Source organism: Citrobacter sp. Cpo069 (assembly GCF_030332785.1).
Taxonomy (GTDB): Bacteria; Pseudomonadota; Gammaproteobacteria; order Enterobacterales; family Enterobacteriaceae; genus Citrobacter; species Citrobacter portucalensis.
Window position 1 is genome coordinate 135,946 of the sequence record NZ_JAOWHD010000045.1, and the last position, 20,764, is coordinate 156,709.

Below are 20,764 nucleotides of genomic sequence, written 5' to 3' on the forward strand. Positions count from 1 at the left end.
TTAACGTACCTTCAGCGTTGCCAGGCCAATCAGCACCAGCATCAGCGAAATAATCCAGAAGCGCACAATTACGCGCGGTTCCGGCCAGCCTTTCAGTTCATAGTGATGGTGAATCGGCGCCATACGGAAGATGCGCTGTCCGCGCAGCTTAAAGGAGCCAACCTGCAGAATGACCGACAGCGTTTCCACAACAAATACGCCGCCCATAATTACCAGCAGGAATTCCTGACGCAGCAGCACGGCAATAATGCCCAGCGCGCCGCCCAGCGCCAGAGAACCGACGTCGCCCATAAAGACCTGCGCCGGATAGGTGTTAAACCACAGGAAGCCTAACCCCGCACCGACAATCGCCGTACAGACGATCACCAGTTCACCGGCATGGCGTAAATAGGGAATGTGCAGGTAGTTGGCAAAGTTCATGTTACCTGTAGCCCATGCCACCAGCGCAAAACCTGCGGCCACGAACACGGTCGGCATAATCGCCAGACCATCCAGGCCATCGGTGAGGTTTACCGCATTGCCAGTACCCACAATAACGAAGTACGCCAGCAGCACGTAGAACAGCCCCAATTGCGGCATGACATCTTTAAAGAACGGCACCACCAGCTCGGTAGCCGGGGTATCTTTACCGGCGAGGTACAGCGCAAAGGCTACACCCAGCGCAATCACCGACATCCAGAAGTACTTCCAGCGGGCAATCAACCCCTTGGTATCTTTGCGCACCACTTTGCGGTAGTCATCGACAAAACCGATAATGCCGTAGCCAATCAATACCACCAGCACGCACCATACATACGGGTTCGACGGATATGCCCACAACAGAACGGAGATAACAATCGCGGTGAGGATCATGATCCCGCCCATGGTTGGCGTACCACGTTTACTAAAGTGCGATTCCGGACCGTCGTTACGTACAACCTGTCCAAAGGACATTTTTTGCAAGCGGGCAATCATGCGCGGGCCCATCCACAAAGAGATGAACAGCGCGGTCAGCAGGCTGACGATGGCGCGAAACGTCAGATAGGAAAAGACGTTAAAGCCGGAATAATATTTGACCAAATGTTCGGCCAGCCAAACTAACATGTCCCATTCTCCTGTAATGCGCGTACTACCTCTTCCATGGCGGCACTACGTGAACCCTTCACTAAAATCGTCATGACCTGATGTTCTGCAATCAATGCTTTAAGATGCGCGGCCAGCGCGCTTTTATCCGCAAAATGTTCGCCAACGCCGCTGGCGTCGCTAATTGCCTGACTCAGTTTTCCTGTACTCAGTACGCGGTCGATACCTGCTGCTTTCGCAGCAACACCTACCTGTACATGGCATGCTTCACTTTCTGCGCCAAGCTCTGCCATATCGCCAACGACCAATACGCGATAGCCCGGCATTTCAGACAGCACCTGCACCGCTGCGGTCATCGAACCGACGTTCGCGTTATAGGAGTCATCCAGCAACAGCTGATTTTCTGCAAGTTGAATCGGGAACAGACGTCCCGGTACCGCTTGCAGATCCTTCAAACCCGCTTTGATCGCCTCGTGCGTCGCGCCTACCGCCATAGAAAGCGCCGCCGCCGCAAGGGCGTTAGCGATATTGTGGCGACCCGGCAACGGCAGCAGGACATCAATGCTTCCGGTCGGCGTTTGCAGAGAAAATTCTGTGCCATGCGAGGTCACATGAACGTTGGTAGCAGAAAAGTCGCTGTTGGCCGCATTCGGGGAGAAGCGCCAGACTTTGCGTTCGCCGATGATGCTTTGCCAGTTCAACCAGTCGTTGTTGTCGGCATTCATAATGGCGATACCGTTCGCAGAAAGGCCGGTAAAAATCTCACCTTTTGCCTTCGCAACGCCCGCCAGAGAGCCGAAACCTTCCAGGTGCGCGGCGGCCAGATTGTTCACCAGCGCCGCTTCCGGACGCGTCAGGCCGACGGTCCAGGCGATTTCGCCCTGATGGTTGGCGCCGAGCTCAATCACGGCATAGTCGTAATCGTTATTTAAGCGCAGCAGCGTCATCGGTACGCCGATGTCGTTATTCAGATTGCCCGCGGTATATAGGGTGTTACCACACTGGCTCAGAATGGCAGCCGTCATCTCTTTGACGGACGTTTTACCGGATGAGCCGGTCAGCGCGACAACGCGCGCCGGAACCTGAGCGCGAACCCACGCCGCCAGTTCACCAAACGCCAGACGCGTATCTTTAACAATGAGCTGCGGCAGGTTGGTGTTCAACGGGCGGCTGACCAGCAGCGCACCCGCCCCGCTCTCTTGCGCTTTGTCTGCAAAATCATGGGCATCAAAGCGTTCGCCTTTCAGCGCCACAAACAGGCAGCCCGGCGTCACTTTACGCGTATCGGTTGTTACGGCATCAAGGGTCAGATCGGCCCCTTTCAGTTCGCCACGGAGGATCTCCGCCAGTTGGCTGAGCGTTACGCTAATCATGCGATAACCCCCAGCAGACGCGCTGCGGTCACGCGGTCAGAATAGTCGAGACGCTGCGAGCCGACGATCTGGTAATCTTCGTGACCTTTCCCGGCCACCAGCACCACGTCGTTTTCTTTCGCCTGCATAATGGCGTTTGTCACGGCTTCTGCGCGCCCTTCCATCACCTTCGCCTGTCCGGCATCCAGCATACCCGCCAGAATGTCGTTAATAATGGCGCGCGGCTCTTCGGTACGCGGGTTGTCATCAGTCACCACGACAACATCTGCAAACTGCTCGGCGATTGCGCCCATCAACGGACGTTTGCCTTTATCGCGATCGCCGCCGCAGCCAAAGACGCACCACAGTTTGCCAGTACAGTGCAGACGTGCCGCCTGCAGCGCTTTTTCCAGCGCATCTGGCGTATGGGCGTAATCAACCACCACGGTGGTTTTACCCGGCGCGCTGAACACTTCCATACGTCCGCAAACCGGCTGCAATTGTGTCGCCATTTTCAGTAAATCAGCTAACGGATAGCCCAGTGCCAACAGCGTTGCCAGCGCCAGCAAAAGATTGCTGACGTTAAACGCCCCCATCAGGCGGCTTTCAATTTCGCCGTCGCCCCATGAGGAGGTAAAACGAATCGTTGCCCCACTGTCGTGATACTTCACGTCAACCGCTTTTAACCAACGACCATGACAGTTCGGGTTGATGTGGTCTTCCATCGAAACGGCAACCGCATCCGGGAGTTTCGCCAGCCAGCGACGACCGACTTCATCATCCGCATTGACGATGGCCTGACCGCAATGGTGCGTGGAATACAGCAGCCATTTCGCGGCTTCGTAATGTTCCATGTCGCCGTGGTAGTCGAGATGGTCGCGGCTTAAGTTAGTAAATACTGATGCGGCAAACTTCAGCGCCGCCACGCGATGCTGAACCAGGCCGTGTGAAGAGACTTCCATCGCGCCAACCGTTGCGCCCTGCGCAGCCAGCCCCGCCAGCACATGCTGGACATCAACGGCTGAACCGGTGGTATTTTCCGTCGGGATCACTTTGCCCAGCAGGCCATTACCTACTGTTCCCATTACCGCGCTGGTTTCGCCAAGCAGTTGGCTCCACTGGGCCAGCAATTGGGTGGTGGTGGTTTTACCGTTAGTCCCGGTTACACCGACCAGACGCATTTTCTCAGAAGGCTCGTGGTAAAAACGGCCCGCCAGTGCAGATAAACGTTCGTTAAGCTGACTGAGATAGATGACCGGAACGCCATGCATTTCACGGATTTCACCATCAGTAGCTTCATCTTTTGCTTCTGCAATAATGGCAGCCACACCTTGCGCTATCGCCTGCGGGATATACCGACGCCCGTCCGCCTGATGACCCAATACCGCGACAAAGAGATCGCCTGATGCAGCCACACGGCTGTCAAGCGTCATCTCCCGCAGTGCTCGCTCCGGTGCACCCGGCACCCATGGAGCAAGAAGGTCGCGCAAATTACGATCTGCCACCTGTTGCCTCGCCTTGATTATTCACAAATTCATTTTTATCGCCCGTTGTCAGCGCATCCGGCTCGATGTTCATGGTGCGCAGTACGCCGCCCATGATGGCACCAAAGACCGGCGCGGAAACGGCGCCACCGTAGTATTTACCCGCCTGCGGATCGTTGATAACAACAACCAGCGCGAAGCGCGGCTGACTCGCAGGCGCAACGCCTGCGGTATAAGCAATGTATTTGTTGATGTAGCGGCCATCCGGCCCTACTTTTTTCGCTGTACCGGTTTTAATAGCGATGCGATAGCCTTTAATCGCCGCCTTCACGCCGCCGCCGCCCGGCAGCGCCACGCTTTCCATCATATGCACGACGGTACGCACGGTATCTTCCGGGAAGATACGCTCACCCGGAACAGGAGGGTCAACTTTGGTAATCGACAGTGGACGATAAACGCCGTAGCTGCCGATCGTTGCATAGACTCGCGCTAACTGTAACGGCGTTACCATTAGCCCGTAGCCGAAAGAGAAGGTGGCCCTCTCTATGTCAGACCACCGTTGTTTTTGAGGATATAAGCCACTGCGTTCTCCGACCAACCCCAAATTGGTCGCTTTTCCCAGCCCAAAACGTGAGTAAGTATCTACTAACGCTGAGGACGGCATCGCTAACGCCAGCTTGGAAACACCGACGTTACTCGACTTCTGCAAAACCCCGGTGAGGGTTAATTCGCTATAACGCGCCACGTCTTTGATTTCGTGACCATTAATTCGGTAAGGGATAGTATTGAGGACGGTATTTTCGCGAACCACGCCACGCTGCAGCGCGGTCATCACCACCATCGGTTTAACGGTAGAACCCGGTTCAAACACGTCGGTGATGGTACGGTTACGCATCGCGTCTTTTGGCGTACCGGTGAGATTGTTCGGGTTGTAGGACGGACTGTTGGCCATGGCCAGCACTTCACCGGTGTTTACATCCACCAGTACCGCACTGCCTGACTCCGCCTTGTTGAACGCCACGGCGTTATTCAGTTCACGGTAGACCAGTGCCTGTAAACGCTCATCAATGCTCAACGCGAGGTTATGCGCCGCCTGGCTGTCGGTAGAGGAGATATCTTCAATGACGCGGCCATAACGGTCTTTACGTACAATACGTTCGCCCGGTTGTCCGGTGAGCCACTTGTCGAAGCTCTTCTCTACGCCTTCAATCCCCTGGCTGTCGACGTTAGTAAAGCCGATGAGGTGAGCAGTCACTTCTCCGGAAGGATAGTAACGGCGGGATTCTTCGCGCAGGTGGATACCTGGCAGCTTCAGTTTCTTGATGTAGTCGGCCATGTCAGGGTTTACCTGACGCGCCAGATAGATGAAGCGCCCTTTCGGGTTGGCGTTAATGCGGGAAGCCAGTTGATCGAGCGGGAGATTCAGCGCGGTTGACAGCGCTCTCCAGCGTTCGCCAACGCTCACGCCGCCTGCATCATGTACTTCTTTCGGGTCGGCCCATATCGCTTTAACCGGAACGCTCACCGCCAGCGGGCGACCAGAGCGGTCGGTAATCATTCCGCGTGATGTAGACACTTCCTGGACGCGTAGAGAGCGCATATCACCCTGACGCACCAGCATGTCCGGCGCGATGATTTGCAGCCAGGCAACGCGCCCCAGCAGAAAACCCAGTGCCAGCAAAATACAGCCGCACAGTAACGCAAAACGCCAACTGATAAAGTTGGCTTGTTCTTCCTGGCGTTTTGGTTTGTGCGTTTTTGCCGCTGCTTTCATGCGTCGCGTTTATCCTTATTTTTGTACTACGATATTTTCTTGTGAGGGATCGACATGCTGCATTTGCAGCTTTTCCGTTGCGATCCGTTCAACACGGCTATGGTCGCCGAGCGCGTTCTCCTCAAGGATCAAGTTGCGCCATTCGATATCCAGCGCATCTCGCTCCAGAACCAGCTGCTCACGCTGCGCAGTCAGTAACCGCGTATGGTGTGCTGTTGTCACGACGGTAACCGCCGTCAAAATAATGCAAATGAACAGGCAGAGTGGCAGCTTCCCAAACCGCAAAAGATCGTCACCGATCACGCCAGGCAAGGCATGGCGCTCGTTGCTTCCTATCGATCCTTTAACTTTGCTGAGGGCTTCTGTCACTCTGCTGATCATGCGTTCGTCCTCTCTGCAATACGCAGAACTGAACTACGGGCACGAGGATTCTCAGCTACCTCTTCTTCACCCGGCATCATCTTGCCTAGTGCTCTTAACTCACGGCCGCCCAGCTTTTTGATCTGCGCTTCGGTCATCGGTATTCCAGCCGGTACCTGAGGACCACGGCTTTGTTCACGCATAAAGCGTTTCACAATGCGGTCTTCAAGCGAATGGAAACTGATGATCGAAAGGCGACCACCTGGAGCCAGCACGCTGAGCGAGCTTTTTAGCGCCTGCTCTATCTCCTCCAGTTCACTGTTCACCCAAATGCGCACCGCCTGGAAGGTACGGGTCGCGGGATGTTTGAATTTGTCCTTCACCGGCATTGCCGCTGCAATAACTTCCGCCAGCTCTTTGGTGCGGGTCATCGGTTCGATGCGGTTGCGCTCCACGATGGCGCGCGCAATGCGTTTGCCAAAGCGCTCTTCGCCAAAGGTTTTAATCACCCAGGCAATGTCTGCTTCATCGGCGGTTTGCAGCCATTCGGCCGCTGACTGACCGCGTGTTGGGTCCATACGCATATCTAACGGACCGTCACGCATAAACGAGAAACCGCGCTCTGCGTCATCGAGCTGCGGTGAAGAAACGCCGAGATCGAGAAGAATCCCGTCGATCTTACCGGTCAGTCCACGCTCGGCGACATAGTCAGCCAGCGCAGAGAAAGGTCCATGTACGATGGAGAAACGGGGATCGGTAATCGTTTTTGCAACGGCAATAGCCTGCGGATCGCGATCGATTGCCAGTAAACGTCCCTCTTCGCCAAGCTGGGAGAGGATCAGACGTGAGTGACCGCCGCGACCAAATGTCCCGTCAATGTAGATGCCGTCTGGACGAATATTCAGGCCGTTTACGGCTTCATCCAGCAACACCGTTGTATGTTTATAATTTTCCGTCATTTTATAGAGACAAATCCTGCAATCGTTCCGACAACGCGCCAGTAACAGACTGCTCAGCGTCGATATCTTCCTTGACCTGTTGATACCAGGTCGTTTCATCCCACAGCTCAAACTTATTGAACTGCCCAACCAGCATCACTTCTTTCGTTAGCCCTGCGTGTTGCCGCAGAATGGGTGCTATCAGTAATCGACCAGCGTTATCCATCTGACATTCGCTGGCATGACCCAACAATAAGCGCTGTACGCGACGCTCAACTGGATTCATGCTCGACAGACGCGATAGCTTCTGCTCGATTATTTCCCATTCAGGCAGGGGGTACAGCAGCAGGCACGGGTGATGGATGTCAATGGTGCAAACCATTTGACCGGTAGCGCTCTCAAGCAGTTGATCCCGATAACGGGTAGGCACGGATAAGCGCCCTTTACTGTCGAGATTAACTAACGTTGCTCCCCGGAACATGCCAGTCTCACCCCCAATTACCACTTTATCCCACAAATTCCCACTTAAAGGAGTTTACGGAGCGGAGGAAAACCTTGTCAAGCAAGTCGCGGCGCTTAGCGGAGCAAAAAACCCATTGTTTACGGCTAATATCAGCGTTGAACAAATTCCGTACAGCAAACGAAGCAAATTAACGTCATGAATATTTGTAAGAAAAAAATCCAACAACTCATCATTGTTTAAAACAACTGAATATCATCCAAAGAAAATATAAAGTGTCAGTTTGCGACGCGAGCGGCATTTTAGGACAATATGCAGCGAGTTAACAGTACCAGTTAATCGGTCTGTACGCCGCGCAGAGCCGAGGTAAGCACCAGATGGCCGCAATACGAGAGCAAAGTGTTTGTTAATTCGGCAAATCCATACAAGCATGTAACAAAATAATACAAGCGTAACGCGTCGTTACGTATCAATAACCCAAAAATGGATAGTTGCATTTTTAATTCGGGGTATTTCAAGAATGATTTCAGATAATTCTAAAGAATATTCTTAAATATAATGCGGTTATTTCTGAGAATAGAAAAATTGAAGACGTCAGAGGCTTATCCCGCCGACGTCATCAATTGAGGAAACTTAGTTACGGCTGAGAATACCGCGACGGTACAGATTACGCCGTATACGCGTTAAACCTGGTTTTGGTTTACGCGGTTCGTCCAGACTTGCCAGTACAATCTCCAGCACGCGTTCTGCGACATCACGATGGCGCTGTGCCACTGCCAGTACCGGGCACTGCAGGAAGTCGAGCAGTTCGTGATCGCCAAAAGTCGCAATCGCTAAATCAGACGGCAGTTGCCCATCACGACGCAGGGTCACATCCATCACGCCCTGCAACAGGGCAAACGACGTGGTAAACAACGCCTGAGGCATTGGGTGCGTTTCCAGCCATTTATCAAACAGCTGCGCAGCCGCTTCCCGCTCATAGCTGTTGGCGTACAGGAAATGGACTTCACGCGGATCGTCCTTCCACGCGGTACGAAAACCCTGCTCGCGCAGGAAACTGACGGATAATTCAGGAAGCGCGCCCAGATAGAGAACGGTTTCAGCAGGGAATTTGCGTAACTCCTCTGCCAGCATTTCGGCATCATCCTGATCCGCACCCACAACGCTGGTAAAATGTTCGCGGTCCAGTGCACGGTCCAGCGCCACAATCGGGAATGAACTGTTTGCCCAGCGTTGGTAGAACGGATGCTCAGGCGGCAATGAAGTCGACACAATAATGGCATCGACCTGGCGCTGTAAAAGATGCTCAATACAGCGCATTTCGTTATCCGGCTGATCTTCAGAGCAGGCAATCAACAGCTGATACCCACGCTGACGCGCCTGGCGTTCCAGATAGTTTGCGATCCGGGTATAGCTTGTGTTCTCAAGATCCGGGATCACCAGCCCGATAGAACGTGTGCGTCCAGCACGCAGCCCAGCCGCCACGGCATTCGGGTGGTAATTATGCTCACGCACCACCGCCATGACTTTTTCAACCGTTTTGTCGCTTACGCGATATTGCTTTGCTTTGCCATTAATAACGTAGCTTGCAGTCGTTCGCGAAACGCCGGCCAACCGAGCGATTTCATCCAGTTTCACAATTGCCCCTTGCGTAAAATGTACAAACCATAACCTTTTAGATGGCATGGGTTAAACTTCTTAACATCTAAGCGCAGAATAATGACTGCGGCAACCGCTTTTGTCTCTGGTTACTGCTGATTTCGCAAAAAAAAGCGCAGCAGGTAGCATCAGCGAAAGCGGGTTCGTTACCTGCAGGCAGGATAAGGCGTTTATGCCGCTATCCGGCATGACCTCCACGATGAGGCCTGATAGCGCTTTGCTTACCAGGCCTACGGTTGACGATTAGCGCATAATTTTATCGCCACGGGAGAGTCCCACCACACCGGAACGAGCAACTTCCACAATTTTGGCGACTTCACGCAAGGTTGCCAGAAACGCATCCAGCTTGTCGCTGGTGCCCGCCAGTTGTACGGTGTAGATAGACGGCGTCACGTCGATGATTTGCCCGCGGAAAATCTCCGTGTTGCGTTTCACCTCCTCCCGGCCATAACCGCTGGCCTGGATTTTCACCAGCATGATTTCTCGTTCAACATGGGCACCCTGCCCCAGCTCGCTAACGCGCAGAACATCCACCAGTTTGTGGAGCTGCTTTTCGATCTGCTCAAGGACTTTCTCATCCCCTACCGTCTGAATCGTCATCCGCGATAAGGTGGGGTCGTCGGTCGGCGCGACGGTCAGGCTTTCAATGTTGTATCCACGCTGGGCGAAGAGGCCAATCACCCGCGACAATGCACCCGACTCATTTTCCAGCAATACTGATAATATCCGGCGCATAATCAGGTCCTCTCCGTTTTGCTTAGCCACATTTCATCCATCCCGCCCCCACGAATCTGCATCGGGTAGACATGCTCACTGCCGTCGACGGTGACGTCGACAAACACCAGGCGATGGTTACGCACATGCTCCAGCGCTTCACCCAGCTTGCTCTCCAGTTCATCTGGATGATTAATCTGGATACCGATATGCCCATAAGCCTCAGCAAGGCGCACAAAATCGGGCAGCGACTGCATGTAAGACTGGGAGTGACGCCCGGAGTAGATCATGTCCTGCCATTGTTTGACCATGCCGAGATAACGGTTGTTAAGGTTGAGCACCAGCACCGGCAGTTCATACTGCAGCGCCGTCGACAGCTCCTGGATGTTCATCTGAATGCTGCCATCCCCGGTGACGCACACTACCGTTTCATCCGGCAACGCCATTTTCACCCCTAACGCCGCAGGTAAACCGAATCCCATCGTGCCGAGGCCGCCTGAGTTAATCCAGCGACGCGGTTTATCGAACGGATAATAAAGTGCGGCAAACATCTGATGCTGGCCAACGTCAGAGGTCACATACGCCTCCCCTTTCGTCAGACGCCAGATGGTTTCAATCACCGCCTGCGGCTTAATGCTTTCGCTTTGCGTGTCGTATTTCAGACACTGACGGGCGCGCCAGTGCTCAATCTGTTGCCACCAGTCACGGTTATCATCCAGTGGCTGCTGTGATTTCTCTTGCTCCAGCAGTTCGAGCATTTGATCCAGCACCAGACGGGCATCACCCACAATCGGAATATCCGCAGTAACGGTTTTAGAAATAGAGGTCGGATCGATGTCGATATGCAGCACGGTCGCATTCGGACAATATTTTGCCAGGTTATTCGTCGTTCGATCGTCAAAGCGAACGCCGACAGCAAAGATCACATCGGAATGATGCATGGTCATATTCGCTTCGTAGGTACCGTGCATCCCTAACATGCCCAGCGCCTGACGATGCGTGGCCGGAAACGCGCCCAACCCCATTAGCGAGGAGACAACCGGCAGATTCAGCTCTTCAGCAATCTGAGCTAACTGCTCATGGCAAGCAGCATTGACCGCGCCACCGCCCACATAGACAACCGGTTTCTTCGCCGCAACCAGCGTCTGTAGCGCCCGTTTGATCTGTCCTTTATGCCCCGTCGTCGTCGGATTATACGAGCGCATACTTACCGAGTCCGGCCAGCTATAAGGCAGTTTCTTCGCCGGATTCAGAATATCCTTCGGCAAATCCACCACCACCGGCCCAGGACGACCGCTTGCTGCCAGCCAGAAGGCTTTTTTCAGCACCTGTGGGATATCTTCCGTTTGTTTGACCAGGAAGCTGTGTTTTACCACCGGGCGGGATATACCTACCATGTCGCACTCCTGGAAGGCATCGTAGCCAATCAGCGACGTTGCGACCTGTCCGGAGAGGATCACCAGCGGAATGGAATCCATGTAAGCCGTTGCGATTCCGGTAATCGCGTTGGTCGCCCCCGGTCCGGAGGTAACTAATACGACCCCCACTTCTCCCGTGGCACGCGCCAGGCCATCAGCCATATGTACCGCCGCTTGTTCATGGCGAACCAGCACATGATCAATACCGCCGACCGTATGCAGCGCATCATAAATATCGAGAACGGCCCCCCCGGGATAACCGAATACCTGCTTCACACCCTGATCGATGAGCGATCGGACGACCATCTCGGCTCCAGACAACATCTCCATGGCTTGCCTCACTCTTATAATGAATTACGGTTTAACAACACATTAACCGCTGACGATGACGCATGGCAATTGACTCCGAAGGGGTGTCACTGGAGTAAATAAGAATAAAAAGGAGGAAAGACGCGAATAAACGGAGAATTAAACCAGCATAAGCAATCAGTATGATAAATAATCGCTTAAAAATGGGAACTTACAGCAATTACTCTATTTTTTGACACTTTTGGACAGACGTAAAAAATAGAGTTCAGCATAAAATTTCAGTTATAAAGACAAAAGCAGAATAAACAGGATGTATTGTCCGGTTTACTCTGCCAAGTGCTACTGCTTACAAACGGAGACTAACAGCTCTTCCATCCATTGATGTCCTTTATCCCGGCCCGCGGCTTCATGCCAGGAAAGATAGCATGTGCGGCTGTTCAATTTTAACGGTAAAGGTAAGATCTGTAGTTCTAAAGAATCGGCAAATTCTTCTGCTAACCAACGCGGCGCAATAGAGACCAAATGCGTTTGCGACACAATATTAAGAACGCTAATTAATGCCATGCCCTGATAAGCTACGCAGGATTGTTTATCCGGTGTGTCATACCACGGTTGGCTGAATGATGCGAAGCGATCAAGTGACACCACCGCATGCTGTTCATTATAGACATCGCTTTCCAGTAACGGACCACTAATGCGCGGATGCTTTTTACTTGCGACTAACACCATTTCGTCATTGAATAACGGAATACTGGTAAATTCAGGACGACGGAATTCTTCATAGCTAATAACGAATTCTGTTTCCTGGTAACGTAATTGATGCTCTGTATTTTGATTGAGTGAAGATTTAAATACGACATGAATGTTTGGTGCAACTTGCTCAACCCGATTATAAATCAACGACGTCAGAATATTATCCAATGGGCTGCATACGCAAAGATTGAATACGCGCTCGCTGCTGGCTGGCTCAAAACCCGATCCAGGCAGTTCATTTTGCACTAATTGCAATGCCTGGCGAACAGAACCAAATAGCTGGAAAGCTCTTGCTGTCGGCTGGATACCGCGTCCATAACGAACAAAAAGCTCATCATTAAACATCACTTTCAGGCGCGCGACCGCATTACTGACAGCGGGTTGGGACATCCCCAAAGTATGTGCGGCACGGGTAATGTTTTGTTCTTGCATCACCGCATCAAAGACGGTTAATAAATTAAGATCAACCATGCGAAGCTGTGGCTTCCCCATATCTATAATATTTGTTTTATCTATTATTTTTACTTCTGGCATATTTAACTCCACTGTCACTCTAAACTCCCTTTTCCCAGACGGAGTGAAGAAATAATCTCCGTTAATATGATTTACCATACATATAAGATGAGAAAAAGAAAAAACATTAAAATTAGGAAAACATAAAGGCACAAACCTAAATGAACAAAAAACCAATGCGAGCGCAGTGTGGCAGGTGTCACTGCACGGTGATTCATATGTTTAAATTTCAAAAACAATATAACCATAAGCATGGCGAATATACAATCATACGTATCGTGAATACGTATTTAAGTTTTAATTAAATGTTTATATTATTAATACATTAAAAGTTAACATTAATTTATCAATTATGTGGTGTTACACTGTCCATAGCCATTCACGATTACTATAAAAACAGATAAATCATAAAGATATGAAATCCCAAGAGCGACCTTTTCTTCAGTTCGCCGTTACAATAAATGCAAATAATTATGCTCAAATATGTCAAACCATGAAAAGTATGTACAACCATCAACTGATTAATTTTATGTACTCCGAAAAATTCAGCACAATTCGCTTAAGTTTTGCAGAAACTTCTCCCCTTAAGTAAGGCATTTGCTGGGGTGAGGGTTGACATCAGTCTTCATATCCAGTACCACTAAAAGCATATCGCATTCGCCTGGAGCTTAATTGATGACTTACATTGCTCGTTTTAACGGTCTACTACTACTAAACGCATCTTCATTGCGCGGTAGACTGGTGGACGACATTCAGCATTAAGTCAGCTCCAGTTAAGACAAAAACCCGCGCCGTTGCGCGGGTTTTTTTATGCTCGAAGCAAGGCGCCCTAAGAAACCAAGGACCTAAACCATGAGCCAGCAAGTCATTATTTTCGATACCACCTTACGCGATGGTGAACAGGCGTTACAGGCAAGCCTGAGTGTGAAAGAAAAACTGCAGATTGCGCTGGCCCTTGAGCGTATGGGCGTTGACGTGATGGAAGTAGGTTTCCCCGTTTCTTCACCGGGCGACTTTGAGTCAGTTCAGACCATTGCTCGTCAGGTTAAAAACAGCCGCGTTTGCGCCTTAGCACGCTGCGTAGAAAAAGATATCGACGTCGCAGCAGAATCGCTGAAAGTCGCTGAAGCTTTCCGTATTCATACGTTTATCGCCACCTCGCCGATGCACATCGCGACGAAATTACGCAGTACGCTGGATGAGGTCATTGAGCGCGCGGTCTACATGGTTAAGCGTGCGCGTAATTATACCGATGACGTGGAGTTCTCCTGCGAAGATGCAGGCCGTACCCCTATCGCCGATCTGGCTCGCGTTGTTGAAGCTGCTATTAACGCGGGTGCCAAAACCATTAACATCCCCGATACCGTCGGTTACACCATGCCTTTCGAATTTGGGGCAATCATTTCTGGCCTGTATGAACGCGTACCAAATATCGATAAAGCCATCATCTCCGTACACACCCATGATGATTTAGGTTTGGGCGTCGGCAACGCGCTGGCAGCCGTTCACGCCGGAGCGCGTCAGGTGGAAGGCGCGATGAACGGTATCGGCGAACGCGCCGGTAACTGCTCACTGGAAGAAGTGATCATGGCGATCAAGGTGCGTAAAGATATCCTGAATGTACAGACCCGCATCAATCACCAGGAGATCTGGCGTACCAGCCAGTTAGTCAGCCAAATCTGCAACATGCCCATTCCGGCAAACAAAGCCATTGTCGGCAGCGGTGCCTTTGCCCACTCCTCCGGCATCCATCAGGACGGCGTACTGAAAAACCGTGAAAACTACGAAATCATGACGCCTGAATCAATTGGTCTGAACCAGGTACAGCTGAACCTGACCTCCCGTTCCGGACGCGCCGCGGTGAAACACCGTATGGATGAGATGGGATATAAAGAAAATGAATACAGCCTGGACAACCTGTATGACGCATTCCTGAAACTGGCGGATAAAAAAGGTCAGGTATTTGATTACGACCTGGAAGCGCTGGCCTTCATTAATAAACAGCAGGAAGAACCAGAGCATTTCCGTCTGGATTACTTCAGCGTGCAGTCCGGCTCAAACGACATCGCCACCGCCTCCGTCAAGCTGGCCTGCGGTGACGAAGTCAAAGCCGAAGCGGCGAACGGTAACGGTCCGGTCGATGCTATTTATCAGGCCATCAACCGTGTAACTGAGTACAACATCGAACTGGTGAAATACAGCCTGACCGCCAAAGGGCACGGTAAAGATGCGCTGGGTCAGGTGGATATCGTTGCCAACTATAACGGTCGTCGTTTCCACGGCGTCGGTCTGGCGACAGATATCGTCGAATCTTCTGCTAAAGCGATGGTGCATGTGCTGAACAACATCTGGCGCGCCGAAGAAGTCGAAAAAGAATTGCAACGCAAAGCTCAGAACAACGAGAACAACAAGGAAACCGTGTGATGTCGAAGAATTATCATATTGCTGTTTTGCCGGGTGACGGTATTGGCCCGGAAGTAATGGCGCAAGCCCTGAAGGTACTGGACGCAATCCGCAACCGCTTTAATATGCGCATTACCACCAGCCACTACGACGTGGGTGGTGCCGCTATCGATAACCACGGTCAGCCGCTGCCACCTGCAACGGTTGAAGGCTGTGAACAAGCTGACGCCATTCTGTTTGGCTCCGTTGGCGGCCCGAAATGGGAAAACTTACCGCCAAACCAGCAGCCAGAGCGTGGCGCACTGCTGCCATTGCGTAAGCACTTCAAATTATTCAGCAACCTGCGCCCGGCTAAGCTCTACCAGGGGCTGGAAGCGTTTTGCCCTCTGCGCGCAGATATTGCCGCGAACGGTTTCGACATCCTGTGCGTACGCGAACTGACTGGCGGGATTTACTTCGGTCAACCAAAAGGCCGCGAAGGCAGCGGACAACATGAAAAAGCCTTTGATACCGAGGTTTATCACCGTTTCGAGATCGAACGTATTGCGCGTATCGCGTTTGAATCCGCTCGCAAACGTCGCCGTAAAGTTACGTCGATTGATAAAGCTAACGTACTGCAAACGTCTATTCTGTGGCGCGAAATTGTCAATGAAATTGCTAATGAATACCCGGACGTTGAACTGGCGCATATGTACATCGACAACGCGACTATGCAATTAATTAAAGATCCATCCCAGTTCGACGTGTTGCTGTGCTCTAACCTGTTTGGTGACATTCTGTCTGATGAGTGCGCCATGATCACCGGTTCAATGGGCATGTTACCGTCCGCCAGCCTGAATGAGCAGGGCTTCGGTTTGTACGAGCCTGCTGGCGGCTCCGCTCCGGACATCGCAGGGAAAAACATTGCCAACCCTATCGCCCAGATCCTGTCGTTGGCGCTGCTGCTGCGCTACAGCCTGGATGCCAATGATGCGGCAACCGCAATTGAGAGCGCCATCAACCGCGCATTAGAAGAAGGCATTCGCACCGGTGACTTAGCCCGTGGCGCTGCCGCAGTCAGTACCGATGAAATGGGCGACATCATTGCCCGTTACGTCGCAGAAGGGGTGTAATCATGGCCAAAACGTTATACGAAAAATTGTTTGATGCGCACGTCGTCTTTGAGGCGCAAAACGAAACCCCACTGTTGTACATCGACAGGCATCTGGTGCATGAAGTGACCTCTCCGCAGGCGTTTGATGGTCTGCGCGCGCATGGCCGTCAGGTGCGCCAGCCAGCTAAAACCTTTGCCACCATGGATCACAACGTCTCGACCCAAACCAAAGACATCAACGCGTCGGGTGAGATGGCGCGCATCCAGATGCAGGAGCTGATTAAGAACTGTAACGAATTTGGCGTCGAGCTGTACGACCTGAACCATCCGTATCAGGGTATCGTTCACGTGATGGGGCCAGAACAAGGCGTGACGTTGCCGGGTATGACCATCGTCTGCGGCGATTCCCACACCGCTACACACGGCGCGTTCGGCGCACTGGCATTTGGCATTGGCACCTCTGAAGTTGAACACGTTCTGGCGACGCAGACCCTGAAACAGGGGCGCGCCAAAACCATGAAGATTGAAGTCAACGGTAAAGCAGCCGCTGGCATTACCGCCAAAGATATCGTGCTGGCGATTATCGGTAAAACCGGTAGCGCAGGCGGTACCGGACACGTCGTTGAGTTTTGTGGCGAAGCCATCCGTGCATTGAGCATGGAAGGCCGGATGACCCTGTGCAACATGGCCATTGAAATGGGCGCCAAAGCGGGTCTGGTCGCACCGGATGAAACGACCTTTAACTATGTTCAGGGCCGTTTACACGCACCGAAGGGCGAGGATTTTGACCACGCGGTTACATACTGGAAAACCCTGAAAACCGACGACAACGCGACGTTTGATACCGTCGTTACCCTGCAGGCAGAAGAGATCGCTCCGCAGGTCACCTGGGGAACAAACCCGGGTCAGGTCATCTCGGTGAACGATAATATTCCCGACCCGGCGTCATTTGCCGATCCCGTTGAGCGTGCATCAGCTGAAAAAGCGCTGGCGTATATGGGGCTGAAACCGGGTATTCCGTTAACGGAAGTGGCTATCGATAAAGTGTTCATCGGTTCCTGCACCAACTCGCGTATTGAAGATTTACGCGCCGCGGCAGAAATCGCCAAAGGGCGCAAAGTTGCGCCGGCCGTGCAGGCACTGGTGGTGCCGGGCTCTGGTCCGGTGAAAGCGCAGGCGGAAGCAGAAGGTCTGGATAAGATCTTTATCGAAGCCGGTTTTGAATGGCGTTTACCGGGCTGTTCCATGTGCCTGGCGATGAACAATGACCGCCTGAACCCAGGCGAACGCTGCGCATCCACCAGCAACCGTAATTTTGAAGGTCGTCAGGGCCGCGGTGGTCGCACGCATTTAGTCAGCCCGGCCATGGCCGCCGCTGCCGCCGTAACCGGTCATTTTGCCGACATTCGCAGCATCAAATAAGGAAACTACCATGGCAGAGAAATTTACCCAGCATACCGGCCTGGTTGTCCCACTGGATGCCGCCAACGTTGATACCGACGCAATTATCCCTAAACAGTTTTTGCAGAAGGTTACGCGCACCGGTTTTGGCGCCCATCTGTTTAACGACTGGCGTTTCCTGGACGAAAAGGGCCAACAGCCGAATCCTGAGTTCGTTTTAAACTTCCCGGAATATAAAGGGGCATCAATTCTGCTCGCACGGGAAAACTTTGGATGCGGCTCTTCACGCGAACATGCGCCGTGGGCACTGACCGATTACGGCTTTAAAGTGGTGATCGCACCAAGCTTCGCCGACATCTTCTACGGCAACAGTTTCAATAACCAACTGTTGCCGGTGACCCTGAGCGACGCGCAGGTAGATGAAATGTTCGCGCTGGTGAAAGCCAATCCGGGCATTAAATTTGAAGTGGATCTGGAAGCGCAGGTGGTGAAAGCAGGCGATAAGTCCTACAGCTTTAAAATTGACGACTTCCGCCGTCACTGCATGCTGAACGGTCTGGACAGCATCGGGCTGACGCTGCAACATGAAGCGGCCATCACCGAGTACGAAGACAAGCAGCCAGCATTTATGCAGTAATATCTCCCGCTGGTCACCGCACGGTGGCCAGCCCCTTCTCTTCGCCTACAGCGTATCGCCGTAATAGATTTGGTAGCCAAGATTGACGCTGCCCGGCGCATCTTTCCCGTTCAAACGCTTAATCAGAATATCCGCCGCAGTTTTGCCAATCTCAAAGCGTGGCGTAATCACGCTGGCGATTTTTTGCAGCCGCGCACGGCCAATTTCCAGCCCATGGAAACCGGCAATCGCCATTTTTCCCGGCACATCGTACTGCTGTGCCTGACACTCCATCAGCGCGCCAACCGCCAGGTCATCGTTGGTACAGAAAATGGCGTCAATATCCGGCTTTTCCGCCATCGCCTGCTGGAACATCTTGCGGCCCAGCGCCACCGACGAAATAGTTTTTGGCGCCAGGTGGTACGCTTCCAGTCCCTGCGCCGCCAGCGCTTTCTCGGTGCCTCGAAAACGGCTAAGGTCTCGGGGGTCATCCATCGAGCCAAAGAAAGCAATGCTGCGTTTACCGCTGTCGATAAAAGCCTGCGTCATTTCAAACGCGGCTTTTTCGTTATCAAACCCAACCTGAATATCAAGATACTGGCCGCTAATATCCATCAGTTCCGCCACCGGTACGCCACTGGCGCGCACGTACTGGATCATTCGCTCTGTATGCAGCTTTCCCGTGAGGATCAGGCCGTCGATATTGTAAGAGAGCAGGTTCAGCACCTCGCGTTCTTCACGCTCGGCATCATATTCGTAGTTGGCGATCAGCGTCTGGTACTGGCAGGCCGAGGTGACGGATTCAATCCCTGCCAGCACGTCGGCAAAGATCTGATTACGAAACGAGGGGATCAGCACACCAATGGTTTTGCTGCGTGCGTTGAGCAGAATTTCCGGGGCGCGATTGGGGATGTAGTTGTTCTCTTCCATCACTTTCGAAATCAATTCGCGGCTGCGTTGCGACACCTGATTCGGGTCACGCAGATAACGGCTGACCGTCATCTTATTCAGCCCGGCCAGATTAGCGATATCCTGTAATGTCATCCGATTGTTTTTCATGAGGTTCTCTACGACCAACAGCCCATTATGCTCGCAGAGAACCTTATCACAGCCGGTTAGCGACTGCACTCCTCGCTCAACCTTAACGCGTAGCCATCTCAGCCGACGGCGACGTGGTTTCATTTTGCGCACGAACGCAGTACATCAGCACCACCGACGCCAGCAGAGCAATCGCCATGAAGGTGTAGGAGACGCCCGGCCCGCCGGTCACACCGTTGAGGTAACCCACCAGCCACGCGCCGAGGAATGCTCCTAACGCGCCAAAACTGTTGATCATCCCCATCGACACGCCGGAGACGTTGCGCGGCAGCAGTTCGGGGATCAGCGCAAAGAACGGCCCGTAAGGCGCATACATACAGGCGGCGGCCACAACCAGCAGCGCGTAGGAGAGCCAGAAGGACTGGTTGCCCAACAGCCACGAGGCAAAGAACGCGATGGCGGCAATCAACAGCAGCGGCCAGATAAACAGCTTACGGTTCTGGAACTTATCGGACAGCCAGGAGACGGTCAGCATCAGGCAGATCGCCGCCAGATACGGTACCGCTGCCAGCCAGCCCACCGCCACGATGTCCATCTGCGCCGCATTTTTGAGGATTGACGGCATCCACATCATGAAGCCATACACCCCGATGCTCCACAGCGCATGCACCGCGCAAAGCATAATGACGCTGCGTGAACGCATCGCTTCACCGTAGTTACGCATCGGTTTGATGTCGCGCTGCTCGCGATCCATCGCCTGCTGTAATGCCTGTTTCTCCTGCTCGCTCAACCAGCCCGCATCCGCCGGTTTGTCCCGTACCAGAATCACCCAGCAGAACGCCCAGATCACCGCCGGGATACCTTCGATAATAAACATTTCGCGCCAGCCCCAGGCTTCAATCAGGTAGCCGGAGACAATCGACATCCACAGCACTGTGACCGGGTTGCCGAGAATTAAAAAGGTGTTGGCGCGCGAGCGTTCAGTTTTGGTAAACCAGTTGCTGATATAAATCAGCATCGCGGGCATTACCGCCGCTTCGACGATGCCGAGAATAAAGCGGATCGCCATCAGCGTTGGGATATTGCTGACAAAGCCGGTCGCCGCGGCACAAAGCCCCCAAAGGATCAGGCTGTAAAAAATCATTTTGCGCACGCTATGCTTTACGGCGTACATCGCGCCCGGCACCTGGAAAAAGAAATAGCCCAGGAAGAATAACGCGCCAATTAACGATGCTGTTCCCTGAGTAATCCCTAAGTCATGTTCAATACCGGCGGCAGCGGCAAAGCCGTAATTGGCGCGGTCGAGATAAGCTAAGCTGTAGGTAATAAAAATAATCGGCATTAAATACCACCAGCGACGCGCTGGCAGTTTTGCGAGCATATTCATACTCACTCCTTGGATTATTGTTTTATCGCT

At 52.7% G+C, this 20,764-nt stretch carries 18 protein-coding genes; 5 read left to right on the top strand and 13 right to left on the bottom strand.

Annotation, left to right across the window (positions count from 1 at the left end; genetic code table 11):
- From mraY to leuO, 11 genes are all read right to left on the bottom strand, one after another.
- A complete protein-coding gene (mraY, locus tag OGY08_RS08700) occupies positions 1-1,083 on the bottom strand; it encodes a phospho-N-acetylmuramoyl-pentapeptide-transferase (RefSeq protein ID WP_003018774.1) in 1,083 nt (360 codons plus the stop codon).
- Positions 1,077-2,435: a UDP-N-acetylmuramoyl-tripeptide--D-alanyl-D-alanine ligase gene (gene murF / locus OGY08_RS08705; RefSeq protein ID WP_125362736.1), complete on the bottom strand. Its 1,359-nt coding sequence runs from the start codon at positions 2,433-2,435 to the stop codon at positions 1,077-1,079. The genes mraY and murF overlap by 7 nt, the downstream gene beginning before the upstream one ends.
- Positions 2,432-3,919: a UDP-N-acetylmuramoyl-L-alanyl-D-glutamate--2,6-diaminopimelate ligase gene (gene murE / locus OGY08_RS08710; protein ID WP_125362737.1), complete on the bottom strand. Its 1,488-nt coding sequence runs from the start codon at positions 3,917-3,919 to the stop codon at positions 2,432-2,434. The genes murF and murE overlap by 4 nt, the downstream gene beginning before the upstream one ends.
- Complete coding sequence (gene ftsI / locus OGY08_RS08715; protein ID WP_003829538.1) at positions 3,906-5,672, bottom strand: peptidoglycan glycosyltransferase FtsI; 1,767 nt, start codon at positions 5,670-5,672, stop codon at positions 3,906-3,908. Before ftsI ends, murE begins: the two co-directional genes overlap by 14 nt.
- A 15-nt stretch (positions 5,673-5,687) precedes the next feature.
- On the bottom strand, positions 5,688-6,053 hold the full coding sequence (gene ftsL, locus OGY08_RS08720) for a cell division protein FtsL (protein WP_000625651.1): 366 nt from the start codon (positions 6,051-6,053) through the stop codon (positions 5,688-5,690).
- On the bottom strand, positions 6,050-6,991 hold the full coding sequence (rsmH, locus tag OGY08_RS08725; RefSeq protein WP_003018789.1) for a 16S rRNA (cytosine(1402)-N(4))-methyltransferase RsmH: 942 nt from the start codon (positions 6,989-6,991) through the stop codon (positions 6,050-6,052). The genes ftsL and rsmH overlap by 4 nt, the downstream gene beginning before the upstream one ends.
- Before the next feature lies 1 nt (position 6,992).
- Positions 6,993-7,451: a division/cell wall cluster transcriptional repressor MraZ gene (gene mraZ / locus OGY08_RS08730; RefSeq protein ID WP_003018792.1), complete on the bottom strand. Its 459-nt coding sequence runs from the start codon at positions 7,449-7,451 to the stop codon at positions 6,993-6,995.
- Between the two features lie 612 nt (positions 7,452-8,063).
- The gene (cra, locus tag OGY08_RS08735; protein ID WP_003018794.1) at positions 8,064-9,068 is read right to left on the bottom strand and encodes a catabolite repressor/activator; all 1,005 of its coding nucleotides are present in this window, start codon (positions 9,066-9,068) and stop codon (positions 8,064-8,066) included.
- A gap of 264 nt (positions 9,069-9,332) precedes the next feature.
- Positions 9,333-9,824 carry an acetolactate synthase small subunit gene (gene ilvN / locus OGY08_RS08740; RefSeq protein WP_003829566.1) on the bottom strand — a complete coding sequence of 164 codons (492 nt, stop codon included), beginning with the start codon at positions 9,822-9,824 and terminating at the stop codon, positions 9,333-9,335.
- A 2-nt stretch (positions 9,825-9,826) separates the two neighbouring features.
- Positions 9,827-11,551 carry an acetolactate synthase 3 large subunit gene (gene ilvI, locus OGY08_RS08745; RefSeq protein WP_125362738.1) on the bottom strand — a complete coding sequence of 575 codons (1,725 nt, stop codon included), beginning with the start codon at positions 11,549-11,551 and terminating at the stop codon, positions 9,827-9,829.
- Positions 11,552-11,869: 318 nt separating this feature from the next.
- Positions 11,870-12,817, bottom strand: coding sequence for a transcriptional regulator LeuO (leuO, locus tag OGY08_RS08750; protein ID WP_020996231.1), 948 nt, complete (start codon positions 12,815-12,817; stop codon positions 11,870-11,872).
- Between the two features lie 654 nt (positions 12,818-13,471).
- Between leuO and leuL the strand changes: the two genes are divergently transcribed.
- From leuL to leuD, 5 genes are all read left to right on the top strand, one after another.
- Positions 13,472-13,558 (top strand): leu operon leader peptide, encoded by an 87-nt coding sequence (gene leuL / locus OGY08_RS08755; RefSeq protein ID WP_048998978.1) that lies wholly within the window; start codon positions 13,472-13,474, stop codon positions 13,556-13,558.
- 90 nt (positions 13,559-13,648) lie between these two features.
- The gene (gene leuA, locus OGY08_RS08760) at positions 13,649-15,220 is read left to right on the top strand and encodes a 2-isopropylmalate synthase (protein ID WP_008786191.1); all 1,572 of its coding nucleotides are present in this window, start codon (positions 13,649-13,651) and stop codon (positions 15,218-15,220) included.
- A complete protein-coding gene (gene leuB, locus OGY08_RS08765; RefSeq protein ID WP_003829570.1) occupies positions 15,220-16,311 on the top strand; it encodes a 3-isopropylmalate dehydrogenase in 1,092 nt (363 codons plus the stop codon). The genes leuA and leuB overlap by 1 nt, the downstream gene beginning before the upstream one ends.
- Positions 16,312-16,313: 2 nt before the next feature.
- Complete coding sequence (gene leuC / locus OGY08_RS08770; protein WP_125362739.1) at positions 16,314-17,714, top strand: 3-isopropylmalate dehydratase large subunit; 1,401 nt, start codon at positions 16,314-16,316, stop codon at positions 17,712-17,714.
- 10 nt (positions 17,715-17,724) lie between these two features.
- Positions 17,725-18,330 carry a 3-isopropylmalate dehydratase small subunit gene (gene leuD, locus OGY08_RS08775; RefSeq protein ID WP_003829572.1) on the top strand — a complete coding sequence of 202 codons (606 nt, stop codon included), beginning with the start codon at positions 17,725-17,727 and terminating at the stop codon, positions 18,328-18,330.
- A 45-nt stretch (positions 18,331-18,375) separates the two neighbouring features.
- Here leuD and idnR read toward each other — a convergent pair whose 3' ends face one another.
- Positions 18,376-19,368, bottom strand: coding sequence for a DNA-binding transcriptional regulator IdnR (gene idnR, locus OGY08_RS08780; protein ID WP_125362740.1), 993 nt, complete (start codon positions 19,366-19,368; stop codon positions 18,376-18,378).
- An 82-nt stretch (positions 19,369-19,450) separates the two neighbouring features.
- Positions 19,451-20,734 (bottom strand): MFS transporter, encoded by a 1,284-nt coding sequence (locus OGY08_RS08785; protein WP_003829574.1) that lies wholly within the window; start codon positions 20,732-20,734, stop codon positions 19,451-19,453.
- Positions 20,735-20,764 lie beyond the last annotated feature (30 nt).